Origin of the sequence: Arthrobacter sp. AZCC_0090 (assembly GCF_014207375.1) — a bacterium.
In the GTDB taxonomy this organism is placed as follows: domain Bacteria; phylum Actinomycetota; class Actinomycetes; order Actinomycetales; family Micrococcaceae; genus Arthrobacter.
Genome location: NZ_JACHEE010000002.1, coordinates 324,604 through 350,457, shown reverse-complemented (window position 1 = coordinate 350,457; position 25,854 = coordinate 324,604). Strand labels below are relative to the sequence as shown.

The following is a 25,854-nucleotide window of genomic DNA, read 5'->3' as shown; positions in this document are numbered from 1 at the left end:
GAGGCAGCGAAGCCAAATGGTGGGACAATTACTAGGTGACGCCGCCACTCCTGGCGGTCTGCCGCTGGCGATTGCCACGTATTCCTATCAAGGAGCACCGGTTTTGACGATGGTTTCCACCCCCGCGTGGGGAGATGCCCAGGTTTCCGCACTCGATGACGATGAAGTCCGTCGCATCCGCAATGATTTCCCTGTTCTTGAGCAGGAGATCAATGGCAAACCGCTGGTCTATCTGGACTCGGGTGCCACCTCGCAGAACCCCCGGAGTGTGCTGGAGGCGGAGCAGGAATTCTATGAGCAACGAAACTCCGCGGTCCATCGCGGTGCCCACCACCTCGCTGTAGAAGCCACGGACTCTTTCGAAGACGCGCGGGCCACCGTGGCGCGTTTTGTGGGCGTGCAGGATGATGAGCTGATCTGGACCGCGAACGCCACCGCGGGCCTGAACCTTTTGGCCTATTCTTTTTCGAACGCCAGCGTGGGCCAGGCAGGCGCGGAAGCCGAGCGCTTTGCCCTCAAGCGTGGGGACGAAGTGCTTGTCACCGAAATGGAACACCACGCCAACCTGATCCCTTGGCAGGAACTGTGCCGGCGGACCGGCGCCACCCTCAAGTACATTCCCCTTGACGACGCCGGTGCGCTGCGGCTCGAGGAAGCATCGCGCCTGATGACCGCGCGAACCAGGATCCTGGCCTTCACCCACACGTCCAACGTGCTCGGCAACATCAACCCGGTGGACGTACTGGTCCAGATGGCCCGGGAAGTAGGTGCCTTGGTGGTTCTGGACGCCTGCCAGTCCGCGCCGCACCTCCCCCTGGACTTCAAGGCCTTGGACGTTGACTTCGCCGTATTTTCCGGCCACAAAATGCTGGGACCTACGGGAATCGGCGCGGTCTACGGCCGGAGCGAACTGCTTAACGCGATGCCACCTTTCCTGACTGGTGGTTCCATGATCACCACGGTGACGATGGAGCAAGCCCGGTATTTGCCCGCTCCCCAGCGTTTCGAGGCTGGAACGCAGCCTATTTCGCAGGCTGTGGCCTTGGCTGCGGCGGTGAACTACCTCAGCGAGACAGGGATGCAGCGGGTGGCCCTTCGTGAGGCGGAGCTTGGCCAAAGGCTTGTCACGGGCCTCAGCGCCATCCAAGGCGTGCGAGTGTTGGGTCCCGAGCCAGGAGAAGAAAGGACCGGGCTTGCCGCGTTCGACGTCGCCGGAGTGCACGCGCACGACGTCGGGCAGTACCTCGACGATCTGGGTATCGCTGTCCGGGTGGGCCACCATTGTGCGCAGCCCCTGCACCGCAGGCTGGGCCTGACTGCCTCCACCAGGGCCAGTACCTACCTCTACACGACGTCCGAGGAAGTCGACCTGCTGGTTGAGGCAGTTGCCAAGATCCGGCCCTATTTCGGGGTAACGGCTTCGGGGGCCACGTCATGAGTGGTCTGGACTCCTTGTACCAACAGCTGATCCTGGAGCACTCCAAGATCCGCAGCGGGGGAGACCTGGCTGAACTGCCGGCCGCCGCAGCGGGTTCGGTCGGCACAGCGGGTTCGGTCGGCACCGCGGGTTCGGTCGGCACCGCGGGTTCGGTCGGCACAGGGCAGAGTCACCAGCTCAATCCCATCTGCGGGGACGAAATCACCCTGAGGCTCAGTGTCGGCACCGCCGGAGACGGACAGGCCGTCACGGAAATTCACTGGAATGGCGATGGCTGTGCAATTTCGATGGCGTCAGCGTCCATACTCAGTGAAATGGCACCAGGCATGTCCCCGGCGTCCCTCCGCCGGACCATTGACCATTTCCGCGAATTGATGCGCTCGCGCGGCAAACTGGAAGCGGATGAGGAACTGCTACAGGATGCTGCAGCGTTGGCCGGGGTCGCCAAGTACCCGGCCCGGGTAAAGTGCGCCATGCTCGCATGGGTGGCTGCGGAAGACGCGTTGCGCCAAGCCGAGGCCAATCAAGGGGTGTCCGAGGCTCTCTAGCGAAGCAGGCCGAGGTCGAGTAGTGTCCACTCTATTGTGGACTCGCAGGCCGGACTTAGCCTCGAACCATGATCACCTTGGAGAGCAGGCGCGAATGGCGCCGGAGCCAGCATCGGGTCCGCAGGGCGGAGTTTGTGGTTGTGGGATTGTTGCTCGCCCTCGTTGCGGTAACCATTCTTGCCGCCCTTATGGGCGCGATCCGCTGAGGCAAAGGCTGGAACTCAGTCAAGCTGCGCCGATGACGGCTGGGCTTGGCCGCACGACATGGGAACGCGCCGCACGACATGGGAACGCCGCACGACATGGGAACGCAGAGTCAAAGAAAGCTCGGACCCGCGAAAGCCGGTCCGAGCTTTTGTGTACCGTTGGCATCGCCATCGCATCACTTGGGTACCGCTGCGATGAGCACCGAAATCGACATGAGACCGAGAACCGCCCAGACGAAGTACAACGACCAGTTCTTCGCTTGGGCCTTCCTGTGGGCCCCATGCCACACTCGTTCCATACTATTCGCGTCCATAGCAGCAAGGTATTCCTGCCAATGGGGCTCAAATAGCGTGCCAACCACCCCACTTGCAAACGGCAATACTCGATTTGCAATGTCCGCTACTCGTGTGTGGACCGGGCGCCTCAGGCGCGGGTAAAGACGTCAGGCACGCCGTCGCCGTCGTCGTCCCTCTGCTCGTCCCGCGCCACGCGCCGGTAGTGCCCGTTGCGGGCTTTGAGCACGACGGCGGCTAGCACCGCCGCGGTGAGGGAACCGGCCAGAACGGCTACTTTGGCGTGGTCATCATGCGGGGAACCGGTGCCGAAGCCGAGCTCGGCGATCAGGAGGGAGACGGTGAAACCGACCCCCGCCAGCATGGCGAGCCCTGCGACGTCGATCCATGCCAGGCCGTCGTCCAGCCGCGCGCGAGTGGTCTTGGTGATGAGGAACGTGGTGCCGAAGACGCCCGCCGTCTTGCCCACCACCAGGGCGAGCACTATGCCTACCGCCACCGGATCGCGAAAGGCAGTTCCCAGGCCTTCGGCGCCGCCCAAAGCCACACCGGCAGAAAAGAAAGCGAACACCGGCACGGCAAAGCCTGCCGACAAGGGACGCAGCCGGTGTTCGAAACTTTCGGCGAGTCCGGCCTCAGGCTCTCCCTTCTTTCCCGAGGTCACAACGGGTACGGCAAAGGCCAGCAGGACCCCGGCCACGGTGGCGTGGATGCCCGAAGCATGGACGAAGGCCCACGTGGCCCCGGCAAGGGGGAGCAGGAGGTACCAGCTGCGGACGCGCTTCTGGACCAGAAAGGTAAAGAGGGCCAGCGGCACGGCGGCGGCCAGGAGCAGGAGCGGCTCAAGGCCACTCGAATAGAAAAACGCGATGATGCCGATGGCGATCAGGTCATCCACCACGGCCAGCGTCAGCAGGAACGTGCGCAACGCGGCTGGCAGGTGCGTATTAATGACGGCAAGGACGGCCAAGGCGAAGGCGATGTCCGTGGCCGTGGGTATGGCCCAGCCCTTGAGGGTTTCGGCGCCCGAACCGAGGTTGAGGGCAACGTAAATGAGCGCGGGCAGGGCCACGCCGCCGACGGCTGCCGCGACCGGGACGATCGCTTTTGCAGGCTTTCGCAATTCGCCGGCCACGAATTCGCGCTTCAGCTCCAGCCCGGCGATGAAGAAGAACACGGCCAGGAGCCCATCGGACGCCCAATGGCCCAGGCTCAATTCCAGGTGCCACGGGGCGTAGCCGATCTTGACGTCGCGCAGGGTGAAATAGCCGTCGGCAAGGGGAGAATTTGCCCAGACGAGGGCGGCAACCGTGGCTGCGAGCAAAAGTGCGCCGCCAACGGTTTCGGTGCGAAGGATGGCCAGGATGCGTTGGTACTCGGGGAAGCTCGAGCGGCTGAAAACCTTGGAAGGGGCAGCCGGGTGCGGGCTGTTCGCCATGATGGCTCCTGTGGAGGTTGGGAAGCTTGGGGTCGACAAAACTGTTGCCGACCAGACTTCCCGGCGCACCTGACTTCCATTTTAGCCGAGGGGAGTGCTGCCCCGCCGAGGACCCAACTAACTAACAGTAGGCGTCGCTATGAGCGTCCAGAACGACACCTACTGCGAGTCAGCTGGGTGCGGAAGAAGCGTTACGTGAGCAGGCCCGCTACTCCGATGACCGCCGTCGCGAGTCCAAGCACCATGGAAATGCTGACCAGGACGACGTGGACCGTGAGGAACTTGGTGGCTTTCCCGTTGGCGTCGCGGGCACGGGGGTCCGTCATGACGCGCCGCAGGAACTGCGGCCACACGATGAGCGACCAAGCGCCGGCGACGATCAGCACAGTGGCGAGGACCGGTCCCAACTGCACGCTAGTGGCTTTCGAGCCAGGCCTCGGCCTGCTGTGCCTGGATGTTGAGCGCCTTGCCCACCATCGGCTCGGCCGCGTCGGCGATCTTGCCACCGAGGAACGGAACCGATGACGTGACGGCACCTTCGAGCTCGACGCGGGTGTTGCCGCCGTCGGCCACAAGGCGCTGCGCCGCGGTGACATCAAGCGGGGCGCCGGAGATCTTCAGGGAGATGTTGCTGGTCCGGGAGCCATCGGCAGTCGGGGCGTCCCACTTCTCGGTCTGGGTGACAGTGAGCTTCTCGCCCACGAACTTGCGGGCGATCTCCGGGAGGCGCGTGGTGGGCAGGGTGCGGACCGTGATGGTGGTGAAAGCGCCGGCGGTGTCGCCGTCGATCTGGAATGACTCCAAAGTGCCGCCGACATACTCGCTCGTGTGACGCAGGAAGTCTTCGTCGATGAAAGTAGCGGCTACGCGGTCGACGCCATAGGGCAGGGTGGTGGATGCGTTCAGGGCCATGGGGGTCCTCCGTGGAATATCTCGGTTGAAAGCTCTTGCGGCTCCCAAACATCCTACGGGGTGGGCGGGGTAGGCTAGGAACGCCCCGGGATTCGAGAGAATTTCGGGTTTTCGTGCTGCATTCCCCACCCCAGGAGAGCCATCCATGAGCCCCAAAGGCCAGCCGTCCGCGGTCAACTCCGGAATCGACCGCACAGGCACCGGTGCGTGTCTCGACGGTTTGCGGCGTGCCCTGGGCGAGGATCGGACGTTCGCGCGGGTCAGGCCGGAGGCAGCACGCGCGTTCAGCGAACGCAGCAGCGACTACCAGATCAGCGCCCCCGCAGGCTTGAGGGCGGCGTTGCTCGCCGAAATGGCCGACGGCCTGGCCTCCCAGGATCCTGAGGGAAGCGCGGTGGTGTTGGCGGTGACGGCCACGGGCCGCGAAGCGGAGGACCTGACCGAGGCGCTGGCGGCTTACCTCCCCGCGGATTCCGTGGCGGCCTTTCCCAGCTGGGAGACGCTGCCGCACGAACGGCTCTCCCCACGCTCGGACACGGTGGGCCGCAGGCTCTCCGTACTCCGCCGCCTGGCCCACCCGGAGAGTTCGACGGCGGGTCCCCTGCGGGTGGTGGTGGCGCCGGTTCGCGCCGTGGTCCAGCCGGTGGTGGCGGGCCTCGGAGAACTGGTCCCGGTGACGTTGAAGGTGGGGCAGGAAATGCCCTTCAGCGACGTGGTACGCCGCCTTGCCGACGCTGCCTATTCGCGCGTGGACATGGTTACCCACCGTGGTGAATTCGCCGTCAGGGGCGGCATTTTAGACGTTTTCCCACCCACCGAGGACCACCCGATCAGGGTGGAATTCTTCGGCGACGAGGTGGACCAGATGCGCTGGTTTGCGGTGGCCGACCAGCGGTCGCTCTCCGGTCCGGCCGTGCATCACCCCACCGAACTGCATGCCCCGCCTTGCCGGGAAATCCTCATCACGCCATCGGTCATGTCCCGGGCCGCCAAGCTCAAGGCCGACATGCCAGCCGCCGCGGACATGTTGGAAAAGATCGCGGGCGGCATCGCCGTCGAGGGCATGGAGTCCCTGGCTCCGGTCCTGGTAGACGCCATGGTGCCCTTCGTGGACCAATTGCCGGCCGGGTCCATCGGTGTGGTCATCGAACCGGAGAAGGTCCGCACCCGCGCGCACGACCTCGCGGCCACCAATGAGGAGTTCCTGGAGGCGGCTTGGTCCACAGCGTCCGACGGCGGGACCGCGCCCCTTGATCTGGCCTCGCATGCGGCCGCCAGCCTCCACGAGGCAAGCTTCCAATCCCTGACTGATACGCGCAGCGCGGCGCTGGCCCACGGCGTCTCCTGGTGGTCCATCACCTCCTTGGCGACCGACGAAGAACTTGTCCTCGATATCGACGTCCTGAACCTGCACGCCCGTGAACCGCGCGGCTACCAGGGCGATGTCGCGGAGATGCTCGAATTCATCGGTTCCCACGTGCGTGACCAATGGCGGATCGTGGTGGCCACGGACGGACCCGGTCCGGCCCAGCGTCTCGCCGAGTTGTTCCATGATGCCGATATCCCGTGCTCCCGTGTCGAATCCCTGGCCCACGAACCACAGGCCGGCATCATCGAGGTGACCACTGCCGCCGTCGGACGCGGTTTTGTCCTGGACGGCCTCAAACTGGGGCTGCTCACGGAAGCGGACCTCCTGGGCCGCACGTCCGCCGGATCCACGAAGGACATGCGACGCATGCCCTCCAAGCGGCGTAACGCCGTCGACCCCCTCCAGCTGCACGCCGGTGACTTCGTGGTCCACGAACAGCACGGGATCGGGAAGTTCGTGGAGCTGATCCAGCGCAAGGTGGCGGGCTCCTCTGCTGGTCCTTCCGGGGGAGACGCCGGTCTTCGCGAGTACCTCGTGCTCGAGTACGCGGCATCCAAGCGAGGTGCCCCCGGCGACCGGCTTTTCGTGCCCACGGACCAGCTGGACCAAGTGACCCGCTATGTCGGGGGCGACACGCCGTCCCTGAGCAAGATGGGCGGGGCGGACTGGGCGAGCACCAAGTCCAAAGCGCGTAAAGCTGTCAAGGAAATCGCGGGCGAGCTCATTCGGCTGTACTCGGCACGCATGGCCTCGCGCGGGCACGCCTTCGCGCCGGACACGCCGTGGCAGCGGGAGCTTGAGGAAGCCTTCCCGTACGTCGAGACGCCGGACCAGCTGACCACCATCAACGAGGTCAAGGCCGACATGGAACGGGAGATCCCCATGGACCGGCTGGTCTCAGGAGACGTCGGATACGGAAAGACCGAGATCGCCGTCCGCGCCGCGTTCAAGGCCGTCCAGGACGGCAAGCAGGTGGCGGTCCTTGTTCCCACCACGTTGCTCGCCCAGCAGCACTATGAAACGTTCACCGAGCGCTTCTCCGGCTTCCCCCTGCGCGTCAAGCCGCTGTCCCGTTTCCAGGGCGCAAAGGAATCCAAGGAAACCATGGAGGGCGTCAAGAACGGCTCTGTGGATGTAGTCATTGGCACGCACCGACTGCTGTCCAAGGACTTCGAGTTCAAGGATCTCGGCTTGGTGATCGTGGATGAGGAGCAGCGCTTCGGTGTGGAGCACAAGGAAGCCCTCAAAAAAATGCGCACCAACGTGGACGTCCTCGCCATGAGCGCCACTCCCATCCCGCGTACCTTGGAAATGTCCCTTACGGGTATCCGCGAAACGTCCACGCTGGCCACACCGCCGGAGGAACGGCACCCGGTGCTGACCTACGTCGGCCCGTTCACCAACAAGCAGACCTCCGCGGCGATCCGGCGTGAACTGATGCGCGAAGGTCAGGTCTTTTTCGTCCACAACCGCGTGTCCTCGATTGAGCGCATCGCCGCCCAGATCCGGGAGCTCGTTCCAGAAGCACGGGTTGAAGTGGCGCACGGACAAATGTCCGAGAGCCGCCTGGAAAAGATCATCGTGGACTTCTGGGAGAAGCGCTTTGACGTCCTGGTCTGCACCACCATCATTGAGACCGGCCTGGATATTTCCAATGCGAACACCCTGATTGTGGACGGCGCGGACAAGTACGGTCTCTCGCAGCTCCACCAGTTGCGCGGCCGCGTGGGCCGTGGGCGCGAACGCGCCTATGCCTACTTCCTGTATCCCTCGGAGAAGCCCCTGGGCGAGGTGGCCCTTGAACGGCTCAAAGCCGTCGCGGCCCACAACGAATTAGGCGCCGGCATGCAGTTGGCCATGAAGGATCTCGAAATCCGCGGCGCGGGCAACTTGCTGGGCGGGGAACAGTCCGGGCACATCCAAGGGGTCGGCTTCGATCTCTACATCCGCCTGGTGGGTGAAGCCGTGGCCGAATATCGTGGCGAGGCCGAAGAGAAGGCCGCCGAGATGAAGATCGAGCTGCCTGTCAATGCCCACTTGCCGCACGACTACGTGCCGGGCGAACGCTTGCGCCTGGAGGCCTACCGGAAACTGGCCGCAGCCATCACCAACGAGGCCATCGACGAGGTCCTGGCCGAACTCGTGGATCGTTACGGTGAGCCGCCGCTGCCCGCGAAGAACCTGATCGCCGTCGCCCGCTTCCGGGTAGGTGCCCGCGAAGCCGGGCTGTCCGACGTCGCGCTACAAGGCAATTTCATCCGCTTCTCTCCCGCACAGTTGCCCGAGTCCAAGGTCATGCGATTGAACCGCATGTACCCGGGCTCGCAGGTCAAACCAGCCCTCGACTCCGTGCTGATTCCCAAGCCCAAGACGGCGAGGATCGGCGGCCGCGACCTGCAGGACGCCGAAATCCTGGAGTGGGCCAACACCGTGATCGAAGCTATCTTCTTCTCGGCTTCGCCGACGTCCAGCGCTTCGCAGACCGCAGGCTGAACCGATGATGGGAGGACACCACGCCGCGTCCGGGGCCGCGGCGTGGATAGCTATCGCTTCAACCGGCCCGTACGCCTTGGGGTGGTACCCGCTGGACGCCACCGGGATACTCATCGGAGCGATGACGACGGCGGGAACTGCTTTGGTGTGCGACTGGGACCACCGCTCAAGTACCATCGCCCACTCGCTCCCGCCGCTGTCCAACGTGATTGCCGTCGGGATCGAGAAGGCCAGCGGGGGCCACCGGCAGGGAACCCATTCATTGCTGGGCGCTTCGGCTTTTGTGGTGCTCGCGGCCATGGCTGCCCAGTTCCAGCTGGATACTCCCGTGGGCCGTCTGTCCGTGGGTGCCGGATTCTTGTGCATGTTCATGATCAACCTGGCCGCCAAGGCCCTCAAGCTTTTTCCGAATTCCGGCTGGCTCGTCAATTGGGTCTTCGCCCTTGCCATGGCCGGACTGGTGACGTGGTTCGCGCCGCACCAGTGGAGCTGGTTGCCCCTCTCCATGTTGACCGGCGTCGTTGTCCACATTGTGGGTGACATGATCACCACCGGGGGAGTACCGCTGCTGTGGCCCATCGTCATCAAGCCGCCGAAATTCTGGCGCAAACTGCCCCTCGTCAGCGGAATCTGGCGGGCCAACGGCGCATTCTCCATCCCTCTTCTCGGCAAAGCCGGTTCGCGGCGGGAATGGCTTGTCCTGATTCCGGTGGGCGGCTATGCCATGGTTGGGCTTGGCTTGGCGGCCTGGACGCTGATCCGAAGCCAGTGGCCAACCGTCCAGGCCCTGTTGCAGGGCCTGGACGGTTGATAGTGGATCCCTAGAATCCGGAGGCGATCCCGGCGGTGAAGGTACCTGTCAGGGGATTGCCCGCGATATCCGCGGCGTCTGCCGGTGGGGTGTAAACAGGCAGGCTCGAGGGGACGCCGCCACCCTTGCTTCCGTTTGTGCCGTTGTCGTTGAGCGTGATCACGAGTGTCCCGGTGGATTGGGTCCAGGTGATCGGGGCTGAGAACGTCCGGGCCTGGCTGGCGTTCGAGTTGTAGTCCCCGTTGAGAAGCACACTTCCGAAAGCAGGAACCAAGCAGCTTCCGCCGCTGGTCAGTGTCAGTGTGTCATTGGCGGCGCTGATGCTGACGGTGCCCGTGGCGGAGTGGGTGGCTGACGTTGAATCCCAGGCACTGCACAGGGTGTGTGCGTCCATATCCGAGGAAAAGACGATGGTGAGCGTGTCTCCTTTATCGGCTACGCCCGACGATTTGCCATTGGCCATCGTTATGGATGAAACCGTGGGAGCCAAAGTGTCCTTGGACAAGGCAACCGTGGTTGGCTGGCTCGTGTTGCCAGCAGCATCCTTGGCCACGGCGCTGTACGAGATGGTTCCGTCATTCAGATTTGCGAGGCTTAGGCCGCTCGTGCTCCAAGCACCGGATCCGTTGGCCGTGACGGTCTGGCTGGCCGAGTTTGTACCGCCGGCGTCCGTGACCGTGAGGGTTACTGAGGCCCCTGCCTCCGCCGTGCCAGTCACGAGAACGTTGCTCTTGTTGGCGTTGTTCACCCATGCCGGTGCGGAGATCGAGGGGCGATCCGGCGCGATGGTATCGATCTTGACCGTTTGGGTCTTCGGAGTGCTGGTGTTCCCTGCGACGTCCGAGGCGAAGTAGGAGACGGTATGGGTGCCCTCGCCGCTGACATTCACTGCCGCTGTGGCCGCGTTGACGGTCACCGTGCTGCCGCCGTCGATCGTGTACTTGATGGTCGCGACGCCGGAGCCGCCCGGGTTGTCGACGGCGCTGAGGTTCACGGTCACCGGGCTGGTGTTGTTGAAACCCGCCGCGTTCGGCGTCGGGGATATTGACGCAACGCTGACGGTTGGCGGAGTCGTATCGATGGATATGCCCGCGCTCCGCGCGCTTTCGGCACCCGTCCAGAGTGAGATTATCGGCGTGATGGTGTAATACCAGGTTCCGTCGGGGACGCTTTGCTCGATGCAGCCCAAGCCGGATACCGTCCCCGTGCAGCCTCCTCCAGCGGCGACCTTGGTACCGCCGGAAGGAGCCGAGTAGCGGGCCACGGTGTAGCCCGCCACTGCGTGTCCGCCCGCTGTGGTGGCGGCAGCCCAGCTGACCGTGACATTGGTGCCGCTCAATGAGCCTGCCGGTGCGCCGCCTTGCGGCATGGTGTCTGCTTTGGCTGCACCGAAATTGCTGCTGCTCAGCGATTGCCAGAAGGCGTTGGCTGCCGGGCCGCCCCAGGAGATGAAGAGCACTGCCAGGAGCGTCCACGTCACGCGACGGTGGAGTGCGTGCCTGTATCCGCGGCCTGCAGAGTGCTTGGGCTTGTTCATTTGCGGACCGCCATCGTCACTGGAAGGTGGAATACGGCGCCTTGGCAGCTGGATTGTGATGCCGTCGACATTGACGCAGCTGCGGGCAGGGTGATCAGAACGGAGGAGTTTGCCGGGATGGACACCGTTGGAGTGAGTGGCGCGGTCGGGGCGTTGAACGTCACGCCCGTGGTAGTGCACAGCGGGTGGGATGAATCCGCGGTAGCGGCTCCGTTGGCGATGAAGCTGTACACCTGCACAGTGAAGGCATTTGGATTGTTCGCTCGCACGATGACCTCCGCGCTACCTCCAGGGACGAGGGTGGTTGCGGGACTGTCACCGGCCACCAAAGCGTCCACGGTCACCGTCTGCATGGTGCCGTTGGCGGCCGAGCCACTGCCGATCCCGATGCTGGACCAATAGGCGTAGGCCGATCCGACTCCCAGCACCAGGCTCAGCAAGGCAGCCGTCACAGCCGCTTTGGCCGCGGCCAAGGAGCCGGTCTTCATCCACCTGTTCGCTTTCATGTCAGTTGCCCGCATTTCAGTTGCCCTGTCCCGTTCCGGAGTAGGAAAGCTGGATGGTTGCGCCTTTGCAGCCGTCCTGGTTGAGCGAGGTGTCCAGCATTCTTATCTGTGGCCACCGAGCCGCCAGGATGCCGCTTGTAGAGAGAAAGGAATTGCCTGGCGGGGCAGAGATCGGATAACTGCCGCTGAATTGTGTGACTGCATAGTCCGAAGGATTGCATGGCCGGTTATTCGCCACAGCCTCTGCAGTTCTGGTGACTCCAGTGATGGATACAGTAAGCCCGGTGACGTTGAGGCTGGAATTGCCCGGGTTCGCCAAACGAAGATCAATCGACACGGCGTTGCCAGGTGCCAGAAGTCCGGTGGGGTCGCCTGAGATGGTGAACGGCTGGTGCTGGCCGGCGGTCACAGTCAAGGAAACGACGACGACCGCGGACTGTGTCGTTCCGCTGCTGCCCTTGAGGCTCAGGGAGTAGGTTCCAAGAGGTGTGGCGGATGTCGTGGACACGTTGAGGTTCGCTGATGCTGATCCGGTCCCGACGGCGACGACTGCGGGCGAAAACGATGCTGTGGCGCCTGCCGGCAGCCCCGAGATTGACAGTGAGACGTTGCCAGTAAACCCGCCTGTGGGCTGGACCACGACGTTGAAGCTTGCCGAGGTCCCCTGTGTCACGGACCTGCTGGTAGGTGCAAGTTGTAAGGTGATGCCTTTTTCGGGGTTTTGGGCGCTGTTTCCATTTCCGTTGCTATTGGCGGCGAGCACGACGCCTGACGTAAAGGTCACCAAAAGAAGGCCAACCAGAAGCACCTTGGCGCCCGCGCGGGCGGTGCGGATCGGCGATCGGAATAGCTCCGGAATGCGTGGCACCGGTTCCTCCTCTGGGTTTGTTCTACGTGGTTCTGTTAAGACAGCACAAGCTGGTGGGCCGTTGCCGGCCCACCAGCCCTCGACTAGTTGCTGGTGTAGGTGAAGTTGACGGTGGCGCCCTTGCAGCCGTCCTGGTTGGTGCCGGTCTTGTCGTTGAACGCGATCGTCGCACCGCCCCAGCTGCCCATACCCGTGCCGCTGGCCACTTCGTGGCCGACGGTCATTGTCGGCAAGGCGAGGGTGAAGTCGCCGGCGTCGCAGGCCCCGACTGCACCAGCGGCCTGGGTGACGCTCGCGATGCTTGCCGTCACGCTGGCAACATAAACCGGGCTGGTGTTGCCGTTGTTGAAGTTGCCGCTCAAGGCCTGAGGCGCGCCGCCCGGCTTCAGATCGGTGACGACGCTGGTCTGCACGACCGTAACCGGCGCATTTGTGCCGGTTGCGCCCGAGGCGACACCGCTACCGGTGTTGGTCCAGTATGCGAAGGCTGCTCCGCCGCTTGCTGCTACGAGGGCAATTGATGCTGCTGCCGCGTAGATCTTTCCTTTTTTGCTCAATTTACGCATGATGAGACTCCTTGTTAATTGTTATTCCCCGGAATAGGTGAACAGCGGCAAGGAATTCGCAAATTACCAATCCTGCTTTGACTGCCCATTCATTCGATGACCAAATGCTGGCATGGTGGGTGTTTAACAAACAACGAGTGGTGCTACCCGTTTTTCCCATTCAAAACGAGTGGTACTACTTGCTCGACCACCACTTCCGACCTTCTTTGGTGGGGAACGACGGCGACACGCCCTTTTTCGGGGCGCGCCGCCGTCGTTCGCGTTGAAAGGAGGTCAGAAGTGGTGGAGTCACACTTAAATAGTTGTGGCCCCGGACCAAAGTCCGGGGCCACAACTTTTGCAGTTGGTTTCTTAGCTTTCGCCTGCCGAGTTGGAGCGGCCGAGGATGGTCTGCGGAATCCAGAATGCGAGCGCAAACAGGCCGAGGCACACGGCCATGGGCCACGGGTTGCTCAGCGTCAGGAAGGACAGCGAATAGATCGCACCGAGGAACAGGACCATGCTGAACACGAAGAGCAGAATGCTCTGGCCCAGTGGGTTCTCTTTTTCGATGGGCTGGCTCGTGGCGTTCTGGGACATGCTTTTCCTCCTCGGCCCCTGGGGGCTCAAAAACCTTGGCGGCTGCGGTGCAATTCAGTACGCGGATGAACCTTGTTCACCTTTGACGATGGCAATTCCGGAGCTCGCACCGATACGTGTTGCACCAGCAGCAATCATAGCCTGTGCATCAGCCAGGGAACGCACGCCACCGGAGGCTTTGACGCCGAGGTCCGGGCCTACCGTCTTGCGCATGAGGGCAACGTCCTCGACTGTGGCGCCGCCACCGTTGAAGCCGGTTGATGTCTTGACGAAGTCCGCCCCGGCCTCGACGGAGGCTTCGCAAGCCAGGACCTTCTGCTCGTCGTTCAGTAGCGCGGTCTCGATGATGACCTTGAGGATGGCCCCGCCCGCGTGGACTGCCTCCGCTACGGCCGTGATGTCGTCCACCAATGCGCCCTTGTCCCCGGCTCGGGCTGCGGCGATGTTGATCACCATGTCGATTTCATCCGCACCGTCCAACACGGCACCACGGGCTTCAAAAGCCTTGACGTCGCTGGGCGTGGCCCCCAGCGGGAACCCAATCACCGAGCAGGTGAGCACGCCGGAACCCTTGAGGGCCTTGGTGACGGTCTTAACCCAAATCGGATTGACGCAGACCGATTTGAACTTGTACTCGGCCGCCTCGGCACAGACCTGGCGCACCTCGGCCTCGCTGGCCTCCGGCTTGAGAAGGGTGTGGTCGATGTAGGAAGCGATGCTTGCACTACTGTCCAGTGCGGTGGAGGCTTGGTTGCTCATGGAGGTCCTTCCGTGGCGGCCCGGTGGCTTCTGCCGCAAGGGTCGCGGCTCGTCAAATGACCATCTTGCCACACTGCCGCGCCGCCGTGGAGGCTGCCCTGAAACGGCGCGAATACCGGGTGTCGGGCCGCCTCACGCCTCCTCAAGCGGCGGCGACGGCGGAACCTGCAGACGGTATGGACCTCGGAGCGCGGACCCTGGCGTCTTCCTCAAGCCGGGCGGCACAATGGGCCGCGGCGGCATCGGAAGACAAGACGAGGCCCAAGCGCATGCCGTCCCAGGAGGCGGCGTCACCGATCGCCCAGATGCCCGCCACGGACGTGGCGAGGTCGCGCCCCACCCGGATGCCGCCGTCGGGAGCTGTTTGCACGCCGGCGCTTTCGGCGAGCTCGTTGCGGGGGAGCCGTTCCTCGGCGAGCACCACAAGATCGCCGTTCATGCTGCTGCCGTCTTCGAAGACGATCCCCGTGGCCGGGAAGACCGAACCGGCGACGGAAGGCATGACGGCAGCGGGGCGCAAGGTGGTGCGGACGGGTCGGACGCCGCGGGCACGCAGCACAGCCTCGGCTTGGCCGGCCGCCGGGCCGGTGCCCACCAGGATTCCGAGCGGGCGACGGCCCAAGACCCGGGTAATGTCCTTGACCGCGGTGCCGATTTGCTCGGCGTCGTCGATGGTGGAGTAGCTCAGCCCGCGTGCAGCGCCCTGGACCGGCGGAAACATGGGCGAGGAGCCGGTGGCGACAACCAGCTGATCGTACGGGAACTCCATGCCCTCGGTGGTGGTCACCGTGCGGGCCTGGGCATCAATGAAGCTCGCGGCCTGGCCGAAACGAACGGAAACCTGGGGGAGGGCAGCTAGCTCGAGGAGGGCATCGGAACAATCGTCGCGGTTGCTCAGGACGGTGATGGTGCCGTGGAAGGCTGCGGTTCCCGGCTGTTGGCGGCTTTTGTGGGGTGTGCTGATCCCCATCAGCCGACGCACGAGCGCCTGGGCGGCGGGCCCGGCTCCTGCGATGACGAGGTGGATGGAGTCTGCGGGCGGGGTGATGGACATGGTGGGTCCCTTCGCTGGATTGACCTGTGGGTGCTTGCCTGTGCCCAGCGTAGGCGTTGGGTTTTTCGGTGGTGTTTCCCCGTTGTTGCTATTTCGCAGGCGCCCGTTCCCTGATGGTTACCCGCCGGTAATGAGCTGGATCACACGGGGAAGGACGCGCGTTTCAGTACCTCTGCAGGAGGTCCCGGAGTCCGTTGGCTACAAAGGTCTCCGCCGCCTTGGCCCGGCCAAGGAACCCGTGGGCACCAACGGGTTCCGCCGACGCGATGAGCCCTGCGGCGTCGCCGAGGCTCATGCTGACCTCGGTATCGATCCGCCCTTCCACCACCAGCCGGGCGCGGCGGGAATCGGACCACGCGTCAGGTCCCGGATCGTCGTGGAAGGTGCGGGTCACCGACACGTCCTGCCAGCCGCCGTCGAGCTTTACTCGCGCCCTGTAGCTGACGTTTTCCCCGTGGGTTTCAACGCGCCCGTCGGCGAGGAAAACGCGGGCTCCGAACGGCCCGTGGTCAAGGAAACCGGACACCTGTGGTGCGGCTCCGGCGTCGGCGGAGGGCAGCACCACGGTGGCCGTCAACGTCAGCGGTTCCCCGCCGGATTCACCGCGGAGGGTGTCGTTGAAACGGACCCCGGTAGGAGGCTCGGTCATGGCCGTACAGGAAGAATCCTTCGCCAAGCCGTCGCTGGTCATCGAGTCCAGGTATTTCCGTGCGTCCCGGTAGCCCATGCCGATCAAGGTGTCTGCGTTGATCCGGTCCAGGTAGAACTCGGGATCGAGCGGGAGGGGATGCTCCGGACGCACCACGTGGAGCACAAACTCGCGTCCGATGGCCTTGGCCGCCTCGAAATCCGCAAGGAGTGCGCCCATGGCACTCATTTCGATCATGTGGACGTACTGCTCCAGCGGGCCGTCGCCCCAATAGGGGGAATTCCCGATGCACCAGATCAGCCAGATTTCGTCAGCACCCCGCCGCAGCGCTTCCTGGACGTTGGCGTCGCGCACCCAGACGGCATCGGTCCAGATCTTGCCGTCCCGCCGCAACGGTGTCAGGAAGATGGGCAACGACATTCCGGCGGCCATGAGCTCCGGATCGATCTCGCTTGCGTCAAGCGCGTGGCAGCGCTTTTCCACGAACTCCACCACGTTGAAGGAGCCCCCGACGGCGCCCGGTTCCGCCGCCCGGCGACGGATCTCAGCAGCATCGATCCCCAAAGCCGGGAACACTTTGTTGAGGAGGCCGTCGGCATCGCCAATGGCAGGCAAGGACCACGGTCCCTTCAGATAGTCGCCCAGGGGGAGGGCCGAGCCGAAGTCCTTGACGTTGACGCCGGACCAGTTGCTGCACATGTCCTCCGGGGACACTCCGGAGAGCATCATCCCGGCCGTCAATATCCCGCCGGACGTCCCGTCCACATGGTCGAACGTGAGCCCTTCCTCCGCGAGCGCCCGCACCACGCCGGCCTGCCAAGCCACGCGCATCCCGCCTCCGGCCAACACCAGGGAGCGCATCACGTCCTAGCCCTCCCCGGAACCGTACCCCCGGCGGACGCAAGGCGTCGCCAATAGATGAAGCAGAGCACCGCCGTCGCAAGATCAAAGAAGGCAACCGTCAGCGCCAGTGGCGCGAAGACGCCGTTCAGGACTCCGATCCCGACGGCGGTGAACGCGCCTGCCTTCTGCACTCCGGACCACAGGACTACTTCGTGCGAAGCTACGGGGTTGAGCAGGGTGTGCAGGAGCAGTCCGCCTACCACCACCATGAACATCCCTACGGTGCCGAAGAGTTGGTGCGCCTCCGGCGTTGGCTCTGCCCCGATCAGCTGGAGAATGGCCGCACCGAACGGAATCTGCGCTGCCCCGGAAAAGACAGTGATGATGGCGATGGCTGCCAGGACGGCCCGCAACGGATCGGCGGTGGCCCAATTCAGGACCCCGGGAGCGTGTTCCTTGTGCGGACGCGGGTGCGGCTGTGGGTGCGCGGTGCTCATGGGAACCTCACAAGTAGCTTGCCAGTAGCCTGCCGCGGTCTACGAGCAGCCAGACCATGGAGAGCCAGGTGAGGGTGGAGACGTAGAAGCGGATGTCGTTGAGGAACATCCAGCGCAGCAGCAGTTGGCGGAGTTCGGCGTCGTCCTTGAAATCGCCGCCGCGGATCCTGATGTTGATGGGGATGATGATTCCCTGGCCAACCACCGTCAGTGCGATGATGCCCAGCAGGCAGATGATGGCGGGAACGACCCGGATGCTGCCCCATTCCGTCCACACCAGAATGGCCCCGGAGACGAACATGATGGGCACCACCACTGTGAAGAATTTCGTGGCCGCACGGGTTGGAATGCCGAAGTGCATGTCCACGTTGTCGCGGGAGAGGGACTTCCAGGTGGGGTAGAGGAACCATTTGAGGACCCACATGGTGCCCACGTACATGGTGGATCCAAAGAGGAAGTACAAGGCGTTCAGGAGGAGGAGCCAGTTCATGATGCCTGCCCTGGGCCGGTCTGCGTCTGCTGTGCCGATTGCCGTACGCCTGGGCGGGAGCGGTCCGGAGGTGCCAGCCACTCCTGGCTTTGACCGAGGCCCACCACGCTGTCCATCATGTCTCCGCCGCGGAGGGCAGCCGCTTCCGCTTCCGTCGCGGCCGTGACGAACCACGCCTCGTAGTGGTCGTCCAAGACTCCATGTGCTTCCGGAAGCCATGCGGTGAAGACCGGCTTCGGCTCCACCCGGAGGGTCTTCAAGGGCGCGACGCCGGGCGCGTCACCCAGGATGAGCCGAGCCTTCGCCTCCTTGCCAAGGGCGATGTCCCCGGTGGCTTCGAAGTAGATATCCGACTTCCAGAGCATCCCGCGGAAGGCGCAATAGTTGGAGGCAGCCAACTTCAAGGGGAGTCCGGCCGGCTCGGGCCGTTCGATTTCGATGTAGCAGCCCAGCTTTCCGTCCTGGTCGTATTGGGCCGAAACAGTTTGGTCCGTGACGACGAAATCGAGGTTGGCCTGGTGCTTGGGCATCCCCCAGATTCCCTTGCCGCCCTTGACCGAGATTTCGGTGCTGACGGGCAGGTCCACCACGAACTGGCCGAGCTTGAACGTCTTCTGGAAAATGAGCGGCAGGATCGGCGGCACGGGCCGGCTGCCGTGGGTGATGGCAATGGCCAAGGAATATTCGATGTATTTGCCGATGTCCGTCGATTTGTAGTTGACCACGGTGACCACCAGCAGCCCCTTGCCGCCGAGGCTGAAAGGCCGCATTTCCGTTCCGGGGAGCAGCGCTGCGGCGGCGCGTTTATTGATGGGGAAGGCCGCCATGAGCACGGGTGAGTCGTCCGAATTGACTGGCATGACGTATTTGATGCCGTCCACTTTTGCGTACTGGCCGGTGAGTTCAATCTGCCGGCGGGGGAGGGGCGACGGCATGAGCTTGAGGAGGGATGCGAGCAGCTGGTCGACGTTGTTCATGAGTTCAGCTCTTGGACGATGATCGGGAAGGTGTCCCGCCACGCCCGGGCGCCGAAGAAGACGTCCAGATGGCCGTAGCCGGGAATGAGGTGCAACGAATCCTTGCCGGGTCTGTGGGCCTGGAAGAACTCGAAAGTGCGTTCCTGGCTCTCGGGCAGGAAGCAGAGGTTGTCCATGCCGGCCAGGAAGACGAACCGCGCGTCGGTCCGAGGTGCTTGGGCCACGAAGTTCTCCGGGAGCTCGGGGTGGTTGCCTGCTGCCACCATGTGCCCCGCCTTGATGCTGCGGCCCATTTCCTCGAAGAAGCTCACGGGGACCTCGGCAAATTCACCCTTGAGCCATTCGTGCGTGGCGTCGTCGAGGTTTTCGTGGGACCACAGGGCCGGCCTGCCGCTGCCGTAGGTGAAACTGACCATCTTGCAGACCGTGTTGTTGCATTCGTGGTGGCCGGCCTTGACCAGGAAACGGATGAGGCGGGTGAAATAGCCCTCGGACTTGTACGCCCACGACGGCGACAAATAAGGAGTGAACAGCTTCACCACGGGCGTCAGGTAGTCGATCTTGAGCCGCGAGAACGCCGGAACCACCGGATGCAGGGACACTGCGTTGGAGATGATGGTGTCCACTTGCGGCAGCAGGCCCGCCGCGGCAGACATGGCGAACGATGTGGAGCCCTGGCAGTGGATCACGGCCTTGAGGGTCGCGGCGCCGGCGGCCCGGAGGACGTGCTCGACGGCGGCGGGATGGTCGTAGACCGCGGCGTCGCCTAGTGTCCAGGAGAGGGGGTCGAGGTCGATCGAGGCCCGCCAGTTCAGCATCCAGACGTCCCAACCGTCCTCAAGCAGCACATCGACCAGCGTGGTGGGGACCGGTGGCCGAAAGAGTTCAGCGCGGACCCCGGACCCATGCACCAACAGCACGGGACCCTTGCCGGGACTCAGTGGCGAACTCACGTGCACAAGGCTGAGCGGCGTGTCGTCGCGGGCCAGGAAGGGGATGACCTCGGTGTGGTGCTCGGCCCGGGTGACAGTCATGGTGAAATTCCTTCCCGGGAGATGGTGATGGGCGTTTCAAGTAGCCGGACTGCCGGGAGCCCGGCGGCAGTGCCGCCCTTGGCCGGCACTGGACGGACGCCGTCGGCCGTGGTTTCCAGCGCCCAATCGCGGCAGATCTCATCGATGACCAGCGGGTAGACCGTGAGCGTGCCGTCCGGGGCCAGGCGGATGCGCAGGAAACCCTTGTGGTCCTCCACCGACTGCCCGGACATCGTCCAAGACGCCACTTCACCGTCTCGCGTACCCAGGATGAAAAGGGCAAAGGCCTCACTGCCAAGGACCCAGCCGCTCACGAAGATGACTGCAAGGGCGAAAAGGGCCCCCAGGAATTGAGGCCAGCCGGGAGGCCAGTGCAGGACTGCAACGACCACCAGGCCCACTCCCATCGCCGCGAGTTGGTACAGCACTCCGCGCAGGAAGGTGACAAGGCCCTTGCGGTCCCGGATCACCGATGAGGTGCCGAACAATTTCCAGAGCAATGCCAGCGCGCCGAGGAGTACAAGCGGTCCCAACACGCCGTAGAGCAACGGCCGTGCCAGGCCGGCCCCTTCGAGGGAACCAAGGGTGTCCATGAGTGACTGGCCGCGGAAGCTGCTGAAGACAGTCCATCCGGCCAGGAAGAAGAGCACATGGATCAGTCCCAGAAGAGGTCCGAAGCCTGGATTCCGGGCAGGAAGCCAAAACGGTGAGAACGGGTTTGCGAGCCGACGCCTCATTTTCCGGCCGTCGTCGCAACTGGGGTAGCACGTGGGAGTCCGCGTGAAGCTGCGGCCGAGCGAGCCGACGTCCGGCGTTGGGAGCGACGCCGAGACGTTCGGCGACGTGGTGGGCGTCGGCAGGATGATTTCCTCGGGAAGTTCGGAGGTGTCGGCGAGGTAGGCGCCGCCGAGCCCGCACGTGATGAGCTGCGTTCGTCCCGGCTGGCTTGATTCGCTTCCATCGCCGGGACTGCTTTGTGCTCCCTCTGCGCCCTGGGCGCTTTGTTCGAAGCGTGAGTAATGGTGCTGGTCGCCGCTGAGCCAGAGACGGACTATGGCGCCTGTGTCCTCGAAGCGGCCAGTGATCGGGTTGAAGCGGCGGCGCAGATAATCCTGCTCGAAGAAGTTGACCTGGCGGAAGGCGCTCGCCGAGGGGGAATCGGAGAAGATCCAGTATGGAGAAGCCAAGCACAGAATAATGGCATCGCCCGGCTTCAGCTGCGTGGTGACGTTCTTGTAGAAGTACTCCAACTGGGGCTCGTCGATGTACTGGCCAAGTTGGCTGTCCAGGCCCAGCACCCACCAGCCCGGGTTGCCGGGACCGCCGGTGAGCCGCACGCCGAAATAGCTTCGGTTCTGGACTGTTCGCCAGGCTCCGATACTGCGCTGCCTCGTGAACAAGCGGATGAACGACGTGAGTCCGTCGTACCAGTCGTGGTTGCCGGGCAGCGCCAGCATCAACGTGGCAGGCGGACAGGCGCTCGGTGGCGGAGTGTCCGAAGTGCCAGGCACGGGAGCGGGAAACGCCTTGCGGTACGGGCCCACCATCTTGTCTTCGTAGCGTTCCGGCGACGCCACGGGATAGACCTCGTCGCCGCCAAGCACCAGGACGTTGCCCCGCGGCAGGGCATGTCCAGCCACCTCGAGCCTGTCCTGGGCCAGCAGAAGCGCTACCGAATACGTAGCGTCGAAACCGTCGCCGAGGTCAGCGGTGAAATCAAGCCACAATTCCTTGGTCGTGGGGGCTCCGGCCGGTTCTTCCACCCGGCTCCGCAGTTCGTCCGGCGCGGGCAAGCCCTTGTCCATGACGGCAGGCTGGGCGGCCTGGCCAGGCAGCGGGAGCCGGTCAAGGTACAGCGGCTCGCCCGGGAGCCCGGCCTCGAGTTCGCGCTTGTCGCCGAAATCGGCGAAGAGGGTTGCCGCCGCTACCTTGAGGCCCGTGCGGCCCAGGGCAATGGGCGAGAGCCAGCGGACAGTATCGCGGGGCGTGAATCCCAGTTCCCCGCCGTGTTGTGCCAACTCCCAGTGCTTCATGATCGCGGCCGGAAAGGGAACGGAATCTTGGGAACAGTTCGCCCGTAGACCTGCCAGAGCTCGCCCAGGAACAATTTCCCAAACGCCGTGAGCCCAGCCGCGGGAGCCGGGCCCACAGCCCGGAAAGTGGTGAGTTGCCAGGCGAAGTCCAGCGGCCTGATGTGCAGTATCCCGGCGCCGACGACGGCAGGATCGTCGCCGTCGTCGTCCTTCCTCGCCGCTGCGTCCGGTTCCGGCGGCGGAACATGGCCCCGCAGAATCGTGGCGTAAAGGATGGTGGTGTCCGGCCAGACGTCGAAGCCGGCCTCGTTGTGGATGAGCTTGTAACCGGTGAACGTCAGCGGGGTGCCGCCCGGATCGCGCAGCCAGAGCCGGTACAGCATGCGCCTGCTCGGTGTGCCGTCGCCGTTGTCTCCTTCGGAGCCACCTTCCACGAAGAGGTTGAACCAGCCCCTCTCCACGGGCAATCGTCCACCGAACTGGTCCGCCAGCACATAACCTTCGGCCGCGGCCGGGTGGGCGGGATCTGCGACGAAAGCATCGATGTCCTTCGCCGTGATGGTCAGTTCAAACATGATCCGGCGCCCCCGGTCGCGGCCCAGGCTACGGCCCTTTTCGGGATCGGAGATGCCAGGGCTGAACCAGCCGTGCATCTGCTCCGTGAAACTGACGGACGTGGTTTTGTTTTCGAACTCTCGATGAGGATCAAGCCCGCGAACCTGCTGCGCCGGCCCGGAGGCCGCGGCCGGCTTTTCCTTGCGGCCCGAGATGCCTTTGGTCGCATCGGGGGCAAGTGCACGTGGCGCGGTCTCGGCTTGGTCGACGACGGCGGCCGCCGCCACGGGCGGACCCTGCACGGGAGTGATGCCTCCGCGCTCTCCGGAAACCGGACCGGCTCCCATGGCGCCCGGCCAGCTGTCCGACTCAAGGATGTGCCGGCACGCCCGCTCCGCGAAGGCCGCGATAGTGAGGGAAGGATTCGCTCCCACGGGTCCGGGCATCGCGGCACCGTCCACCACGTGCAGGCCGGGGTAGCCGAACACTTCGCCGTATTCATCGCACACGCCCTCGGAGGGATTCCTTCCGGACGGCGAACCCCCGATGGGGTGCACCGTGATGACCCTCTTGGCCCACCACAGGGGATTGTCCACGAAGTTCCCGTCCAGTTGGCCGGCGATGTCCTCCATCGTTTTCTGCACCCTGCTGAAGTAGCCCTCAGACGAGGACAGGGTCCAGTCGATGGCGAGCCTGCCATCCTGCAAGCTCATCACGCCGTCGGGGATGTCGCGTCCCATACCCAGCAACGGAACGGAACTGCTGGACAGCCGACCATCACCAAGAGCCGCGGCCAAGTCTGCAGAGATGTTGGAATGGTGGCCTTCAAACAGCCGGTCCTTGAGGATTTGCGTGGCCATTTTGGCAGTACGGCGGGCCACTTGCCCCAGTTGGGCGGTTTCGATCAACCAGTTGATGAAGGCCGGATATCCGGCATCTTCCACGTAATATCCGCGGCCGGAGCCTCCGTCCACCGTATCCGGAACGCGAATGGCCGTGGTGATCACCGGGCCCCGGCTGCCCGAAAGCATCCGGACTCCCGGGGTGCCACCGCGCCCGTTCGGTGGGCCTGCCTCGCCGGTCTTCGCATCCATGATGAGGGTCAGGAGGTCACCGTTGCCGCTGAACCTTGTGCCCAGGGTTTCGCTGAGCCCCGGCAGGGAACCCCGGTTGCGTAGGAGCAGGAAGTTGCTGCCGAATGTGCCCGCACCGAGAACCAGGCGACGGCAACGGATGAACCGCTCGCGCAGCAGCGCGCCGGGGTCCTGGGGATCATGGATTACGTAGCGGACTTCGTAGCCGCCGCGCTGAAGTCCGTTGCCGGGTAGCGGGCGGATGCCGCGCACGTCGTGGAAAGTGCGCAGATCTGCGCCGGCGCGTTTCGCGGCGGACAGATAGGTGTGGTCCAGGGTGTTCTTGGCGCCGACGTTGCAGCCGATATCGCACTCTCCGCAGAGAAGGCAGGTGGTCCTGACGGTCCCCTCGCCATGGACACTGCCGTAGGGCGCGGCGGGCAGCGGCTGGTTGCTTCGCGGCTCGGCGTCGGGGCCCGTGGAAAAGGTCACGGCAATGGGAGGCCGTGTAATGGCCAGGCCCAGGGCTGCGGCGCTTGCCTCCATGGCGTTGGTCTTGGGCGTGTCCCGGTAGGGATAGGGGACAGGTTGAAGCATCTTTTCGGCTTCGCCATAGAACGGTTCCAAGTCCTCATAGCTGAACGGCCAGTTCTCATAGCCGCCGCCAGGCACCGGGGATTCCTTGACGAACCACTTGGGGTCCTTGCGCAGCAGGACGTTGGCATAGATGAGGGAGCCGCCGCCTAATCCGCTGGACACGAGGCCTTCGGTCCCGCGGAACGTCCAGGCGTCGAACAATCCGTAGAGGCCACGGTCCGGGTCCCAGAAATTGCGGCCCACTTCCGACGGCGTGCGGGCGAAGCTTCCCGGCGGATAAGCCTTGCCGCGTTCCATGAGGACTACGGACTTGCCGCCCTCAGCCAGCCTCAGCGCAGCGACAGCGCCACCAAAACCGGAACCCACCACCACGGCGTCGACGGTCTCGATGGCACCATCTCCGTGGCGCAGAGGATCAGAAGCAGGCCCGAAACCCGCGTCCCCACTTTCCCTGGTCCCCAGACGAACCATGGCCGTTCCTCTCACAGGAGAGCTGACCTGGAGCCACCCGGGCGTAGCCGGACGATGCCTCCGCGGACTATGGCCCCATGTTCCCACCGGGCCGGGAATCTGTCCATGATCTGGAGTTATTGCATGCGTTGCTTACGCGGGAACTCGTACTCTTTTCTACTTCGCGGTTCTCTTCGGCCGGGCCGTTGAGTTGCGGACAACCAACTCCGGCGTGAGGCGCTTGTCTACTATGGGAGCGTCGGGATCGTCGAGCCGCTCCATAGCTACCGCGCCGGCCGTGCGCCCCAGTTCCATCGCGTGGAGATCCACCGAGGTCAGATCGATACCGTGGAGCCGGCCGGTCCGTGAATTGTCATAGCCCACCAAGGACAGGTCCCCGGGGATCGCCAGGCCCATGGCGTACGCGGCTTCGCGTGCCCCCAAGGCGAACTGGTCATTGTGGGTGAAGATGGCCGTGGGCCGGTCTGCGGACTCAAGCAGTTCGGCGGCGGCGCGTTGCCCGGCATCTTGTGTGAAGTCATGGGCAGGTACCGTCCATGGAACCATTCCGGCGTCGCGCATCGCCTTCTCGTAGCTTCTTCGGCGGACCGTATGGCCGTCATAATTGGGTCCGGCGAGATGGGCGATCCGGGTGTGTCCAAGGCTGAGGAGATGTTCTGTGGCAGCCCGGGCGCCGGCTTCGTCGTCGGAATACACGCTGTCGACGCCCGCCACTGGCCGCATGACGCTGACGAGCGGGGCTATCTGTGCCAGTTCCCGCACTCGCTCGTCGGAATCCAGCAGAGTTGCGGCGATGATGATCCCCACCCGCGCCTCGATCAGCGAGTCCACTGCCCCAGGGTCCACGCCGTCGACGGATCGGGAGACACTGAGGATGAGTCGGTTGCGGGCCTGGGGGAGTGCTATCCGTACGCCGCTGAGGATGTCCGCAAAGACCTCGTTGCGGATGTCCATCAGGTAGAGTCCGACGGCGGAGCGGTGCTTGCGTGCCAGATCGGCGGCGGCCGCGTTGGGCCGGTACCCGAGGCGTTTTGCCGCGTCGAAGATGGCCTGCTTGGTCTCGCCGCTGACGCCGGGAGCATCGCGGAATGCGAAAGACACGAGCGTGCGGGAGACGCCGACTTCGCGAGCCACGTCGCTCTGTGTTGCGGGACGGAGCTGCCGGTCAACACCCATGCCTTCATCTTCCCACGGCGAAGACGTCCACATTAAGTCATTTGTTAGTTTGACCTTACATTTAAATCTTTCGCGCGTTAG

General features: G+C 64.2%; 24 protein-coding genes. 5 read left to right on the top strand and 19 right to left on the bottom strand.

From position 1 onward, the window contains the following. Positions 1-103 precede the first annotated feature (103 nt). The 3 genes from HNP00_RS04320 (at position 104) to HNP00_RS04310 (ending at position 2,192) form a co-directional block, all read left to right on the top strand. Positions 104-1,438: a cysteine desulfurase gene (locus HNP00_RS04320; RefSeq protein ID WP_184736296.1), complete on the top strand. Its 1,335-nt coding sequence runs from the start codon at positions 104-106 to the stop codon at positions 1,436-1,438. Beyond that, the gene (sufU, locus tag HNP00_RS04315) at positions 1,435-1,986 is read left to right on the top strand and encodes a Fe-S cluster assembly sulfur transfer protein SufU (protein WP_184736294.1); all 552 of its coding nucleotides are present in this window, start codon (positions 1,435-1,437) and stop codon (positions 1,984-1,986) included. The genes HNP00_RS04320 and sufU overlap by 4 nt, the downstream gene beginning before the upstream one ends. Before the next feature lie 68 nt (positions 1,987-2,054). Further along, entirely contained in the window at positions 2,055-2,192 is a 138-nt protein-coding gene (locus HNP00_RS04310; RefSeq protein WP_184736292.1) for a hypothetical protein, read from the top strand. Between the two features lie 176 nt (positions 2,193-2,368). Here HNP00_RS04310 and HNP00_RS04305 read toward each other — a convergent pair whose 3' ends face one another. The 4 genes from HNP00_RS04305 to HNP00_RS04290 form a co-directional block, all read right to left on the bottom strand. Further along, entirely contained in the window at positions 2,369-2,506 is a 138-nt protein-coding gene (locus HNP00_RS04305; RefSeq protein WP_184736290.1) for a hypothetical protein, read from the bottom strand. A gap of 110 nt (positions 2,507-2,616) precedes the next feature. Beyond that, on the bottom strand, positions 2,617-3,924 hold the full coding sequence (gene nhaA / locus HNP00_RS04300; RefSeq protein WP_184736288.1) for a Na+/H+ antiporter NhaA: 1,308 nt from the start codon (positions 3,922-3,924) through the stop codon (positions 2,617-2,619). 191 nt (positions 3,925-4,115) lie between these two features. Next, positions 4,116-4,337 (bottom strand): SCO4848 family membrane protein, encoded by a 222-nt coding sequence (locus HNP00_RS04295; protein WP_184736286.1) that lies wholly within the window; start codon positions 4,335-4,337, stop codon positions 4,116-4,118. 1 nt (position 4,338) lies between these two features. Next, positions 4,339-4,836 carry a DUF2505 domain-containing protein gene (locus HNP00_RS04290; RefSeq protein WP_184736284.1) on the bottom strand — a complete coding sequence of 166 codons (498 nt, stop codon included), beginning with the start codon at positions 4,834-4,836 and terminating at the stop codon, positions 4,339-4,341. Between the two features lie 145 nt (positions 4,837-4,981). On the opposite strand from HNP00_RS04290, the gene mfd reads away from it, so the two are divergent. Together mfd and HNP00_RS04280 are read left to right on the top strand one after the other, a co-directional pair. Then, positions 4,982-8,698: a transcription-repair coupling factor gene (gene mfd / locus HNP00_RS04285; protein WP_260404753.1), complete on the top strand. Its 3,717-nt coding sequence runs from the start codon at positions 4,982-4,984 to the stop codon at positions 8,696-8,698. A gap of 4 nt (positions 8,699-8,702) precedes the next feature. Beyond that, complete coding sequence (locus HNP00_RS04280) at positions 8,703-9,509, top strand: metal-dependent hydrolase (RefSeq protein ID WP_184736282.1); 807 nt, start codon at positions 8,703-8,705, stop codon at positions 9,507-9,509. A 10-nt stretch (positions 9,510-9,519) separates the two neighbouring features. Here the strand turns inward: HNP00_RS04280 and HNP00_RS04275 are convergent, their stop codons facing one another. From HNP00_RS04275 to HNP00_RS04205, 15 genes are all read right to left on the bottom strand, one after another. Then, a complete protein-coding gene (locus HNP00_RS04275) occupies positions 9,520-11,046 on the bottom strand; it encodes an OmpL47-type beta-barrel domain-containing protein (RefSeq protein ID WP_184736280.1) in 1,527 nt (508 codons plus the stop codon). Next, a complete protein-coding gene (locus HNP00_RS04270) occupies positions 11,043-11,552 on the bottom strand; it encodes a hypothetical protein (RefSeq protein ID WP_260404752.1) in 510 nt (169 codons plus the stop codon). The genes HNP00_RS04275 and HNP00_RS04270 overlap by 4 nt, the downstream gene beginning before the upstream one ends. A gap of 16 nt (positions 11,553-11,568) precedes the next feature. Continuing rightward, positions 11,569-12,420, bottom strand: a complete 852-nt coding sequence (locus HNP00_RS04265) for a hypothetical protein (RefSeq protein WP_184736276.1) — start codon at positions 12,418-12,420, stop codon at positions 11,569-11,571. Positions 12,421-12,503: 83 nt separating this feature from the next. Next, complete coding sequence (locus HNP00_RS04260; RefSeq protein WP_184736770.1) at positions 12,504-12,986, bottom strand: hypothetical protein; 483 nt, start codon at positions 12,984-12,986, stop codon at positions 12,504-12,506. Positions 12,987-13,337: 351 nt separating this feature from the next. After that, positions 13,338-13,565, bottom strand: a complete 228-nt coding sequence (locus HNP00_RS04255) for a hypothetical protein (RefSeq protein ID WP_184736274.1) — start codon at positions 13,563-13,565, stop codon at positions 13,338-13,340. A 54-nt stretch (positions 13,566-13,619) separates the two neighbouring features. Beyond that, the gene (gene deoC / locus HNP00_RS04250) at positions 13,620-14,324 is read right to left on the bottom strand and encodes a deoxyribose-phosphate aldolase (protein WP_184736272.1); all 705 of its coding nucleotides are present in this window, start codon (positions 14,322-14,324) and stop codon (positions 13,620-13,622) included. 142 nt (positions 14,325-14,466) lie between these two features. Then, positions 14,467-15,378, bottom strand: coding sequence for an FAD-dependent oxidoreductase (locus HNP00_RS04245; protein WP_184736270.1), 912 nt, complete (start codon positions 15,376-15,378; stop codon positions 14,467-14,469). 163 nt (positions 15,379-15,541) lie between these two features. After that, a complete protein-coding gene (locus tag HNP00_RS04240; RefSeq protein WP_184736724.1) occupies positions 15,542-16,888 on the bottom strand; it encodes a patatin-like phospholipase family protein in 1,347 nt (448 codons plus the stop codon). Then, positions 16,888-17,367, bottom strand: coding sequence for a hypothetical protein (locus HNP00_RS04235; RefSeq protein WP_260404751.1), 480 nt, complete (start codon positions 17,365-17,367; stop codon positions 16,888-16,890). Before HNP00_RS04235 ends, HNP00_RS04240 begins: the two co-directional genes overlap by 1 nt. A 7-nt stretch (positions 17,368-17,374) precedes the next feature. Beyond that, complete coding sequence (locus HNP00_RS04230; RefSeq protein WP_184736267.1) at positions 17,375-17,857, bottom strand: hypothetical protein; 483 nt, start codon at positions 17,855-17,857, stop codon at positions 17,375-17,377. Then, the gene (locus HNP00_RS04225; RefSeq protein WP_184736264.1) at positions 17,854-18,834 is read right to left on the bottom strand and encodes an acetoacetate decarboxylase family protein; all 981 of its coding nucleotides are present in this window, start codon (positions 18,832-18,834) and stop codon (positions 17,854-17,856) included. Before HNP00_RS04225 ends, HNP00_RS04230 begins: the two co-directional genes overlap by 4 nt. Next, positions 18,831-19,868: an esterase gene (locus HNP00_RS04220; RefSeq protein WP_184736261.1), complete on the bottom strand. Its 1,038-nt coding sequence runs from the start codon at positions 19,866-19,868 to the stop codon at positions 18,831-18,833. The genes HNP00_RS04225 and HNP00_RS04220 overlap by 4 nt, the downstream gene beginning before the upstream one ends. Further along, on the bottom strand, positions 19,865-21,901 hold the full coding sequence (locus tag HNP00_RS04215; protein WP_184736259.1) for a hypothetical protein: 2,037 nt from the start codon (positions 21,899-21,901) through the stop codon (positions 19,865-19,867). The genes HNP00_RS04220 and HNP00_RS04215 overlap by 4 nt, the downstream gene beginning before the upstream one ends. Next, a complete protein-coding gene (locus tag HNP00_RS04210) occupies positions 21,898-24,597 on the bottom strand; it encodes a GMC oxidoreductase (protein ID WP_184736257.1) in 2,700 nt (899 codons plus the stop codon). The genes HNP00_RS04215 and HNP00_RS04210 overlap by 4 nt, the downstream gene beginning before the upstream one ends. Before the next feature lie 156 nt (positions 24,598-24,753). Beyond that, positions 24,754-25,773: a LacI family DNA-binding transcriptional regulator gene (locus HNP00_RS04205; protein WP_184736255.1), complete on the bottom strand. Its 1,020-nt coding sequence runs from the start codon at positions 25,771-25,773 to the stop codon at positions 24,754-24,756. Between the last annotated feature and the right edge of the window lie 81 nt (positions 25,774-25,854).

Bases quoted from the DNA above. Each gene is read 5' to 3' on its own strand.
- sufU (WP_184736294.1), top strand. From the start codon at position 1,435: ATGAGTGGTCTGGACTCCTTGTACCAACAGCTGATCCTGGAGCACTCC.
- HNP00_RS04310 (WP_184736292.1), top strand. From the start codon at position 2,055: ATGATCACCTTGGAGAGCAGGCGCGAATGGCGCCGGAGCCAGCATCGG.
- HNP00_RS04305 (WP_184736290.1), bottom strand. From the start codon at position 2,506: ATGGACGCGAATAGTATGGAACGAGTGTGGCATGGGGCCCACAGGAAG.
- nhaA (WP_184736288.1), bottom strand. From the start codon at position 3,924: ATGGCGAACAGCCCGCACCCGGCTGCCCCTTCCAAGGTTTTCAGCCGC.
- HNP00_RS04290 (WP_184736284.1), bottom strand. From the start codon at position 4,836: ATGGCCCTGAACGCATCCACCACCCTGCCCTATGGCGTCGACCGCGTA.
- mfd (WP_260404753.1), top strand. From the start codon at position 4,982: ATGAGCCCCAAAGGCCAGCCGTCCGCGGTCAACTCCGGAATCGACCGC.
- HNP00_RS04280 (WP_184736282.1), top strand. From the start codon at position 8,703: ATGATGGGAGGACACCACGCCGCGTCCGGGGCCGCGGCGTGGATAGCT.
- HNP00_RS04275 (WP_184736280.1), bottom strand. From the start codon at position 11,046: ATGAACAAGCCCAAGCACTCTGCAGGCCGCGGATACAGGCACGCACTC.
- HNP00_RS04270 (WP_260404752.1), bottom strand. From the start codon at position 11,552: ATGAAAGCGAACAGGTGGATGAAGACCGGCTCCTTGGCCGCGGCCAAA.
- HNP00_RS04260 (WP_184736770.1), bottom strand. From the start codon at position 12,986: ATGCGTAAATTGAGCAAAAAAGGAAAGATCTACGCGGCAGCAGCATCA.
- HNP00_RS04255 (WP_184736274.1), bottom strand. From the start codon at position 13,565: ATGTCCCAGAACGCCACGAGCCAGCCCATCGAAAAAGAGAACCCACTG.
- deoC (WP_184736272.1), bottom strand. From the start codon at position 14,324: ATGAGCAACCAAGCCTCCACCGCACTGGACAGTAGTGCAAGCATCGCT.
- HNP00_RS04245 (WP_184736270.1), bottom strand. From the start codon at position 15,378: ATGTCCATCACCCCGCCCGCAGACTCCATCCACCTCGTCATCGCAGGA.
- HNP00_RS04240 (WP_184736724.1), bottom strand. From the start codon at position 16,888: ATGCGCTCCCTGGTGTTGGCCGGAGGCGGGATGCGCGTGGCTTGGCAG.
- HNP00_RS04235 (WP_260404751.1), bottom strand. From the start codon at position 17,367: ATGAGCACCGCGCACCCACAGCCGCACCCGCGTCCGCACAAGGAACAC.
- HNP00_RS04230 (WP_184736267.1), bottom strand. From the start codon at position 17,857: ATGAACTGGCTCCTCCTCCTGAACGCCTTGTACTTCCTCTTTGGATCC.
- HNP00_RS04225 (WP_184736264.1), bottom strand. From the start codon at position 18,834: ATGAACAACGTCGACCAGCTGCTCGCATCCCTCCTCAAGCTCATGCCG.
- HNP00_RS04220 (WP_184736261.1), bottom strand. From the start codon at position 19,868: ATGACTGTCACCCGGGCCGAGCACCACACCGAGGTCATCCCCTTCCTG.
- HNP00_RS04215 (WP_184736259.1), bottom strand. From the start codon at position 21,901: ATGAAGCACTGGGAGTTGGCACAACACGGCGGGGAACTGGGATTCACG.
- HNP00_RS04210 (WP_184736257.1), bottom strand. From the start codon at position 24,597: ATGGTTCGTCTGGGGACCAGGGAAAGTGGGGACGCGGGTTTCGGGCCT.
- HNP00_RS04205 (WP_184736255.1), bottom strand. From the start codon at position 25,773: ATGGGTGTTGACCGGCAGCTCCGTCCCGCAACACAGAGCGACGTGGCT.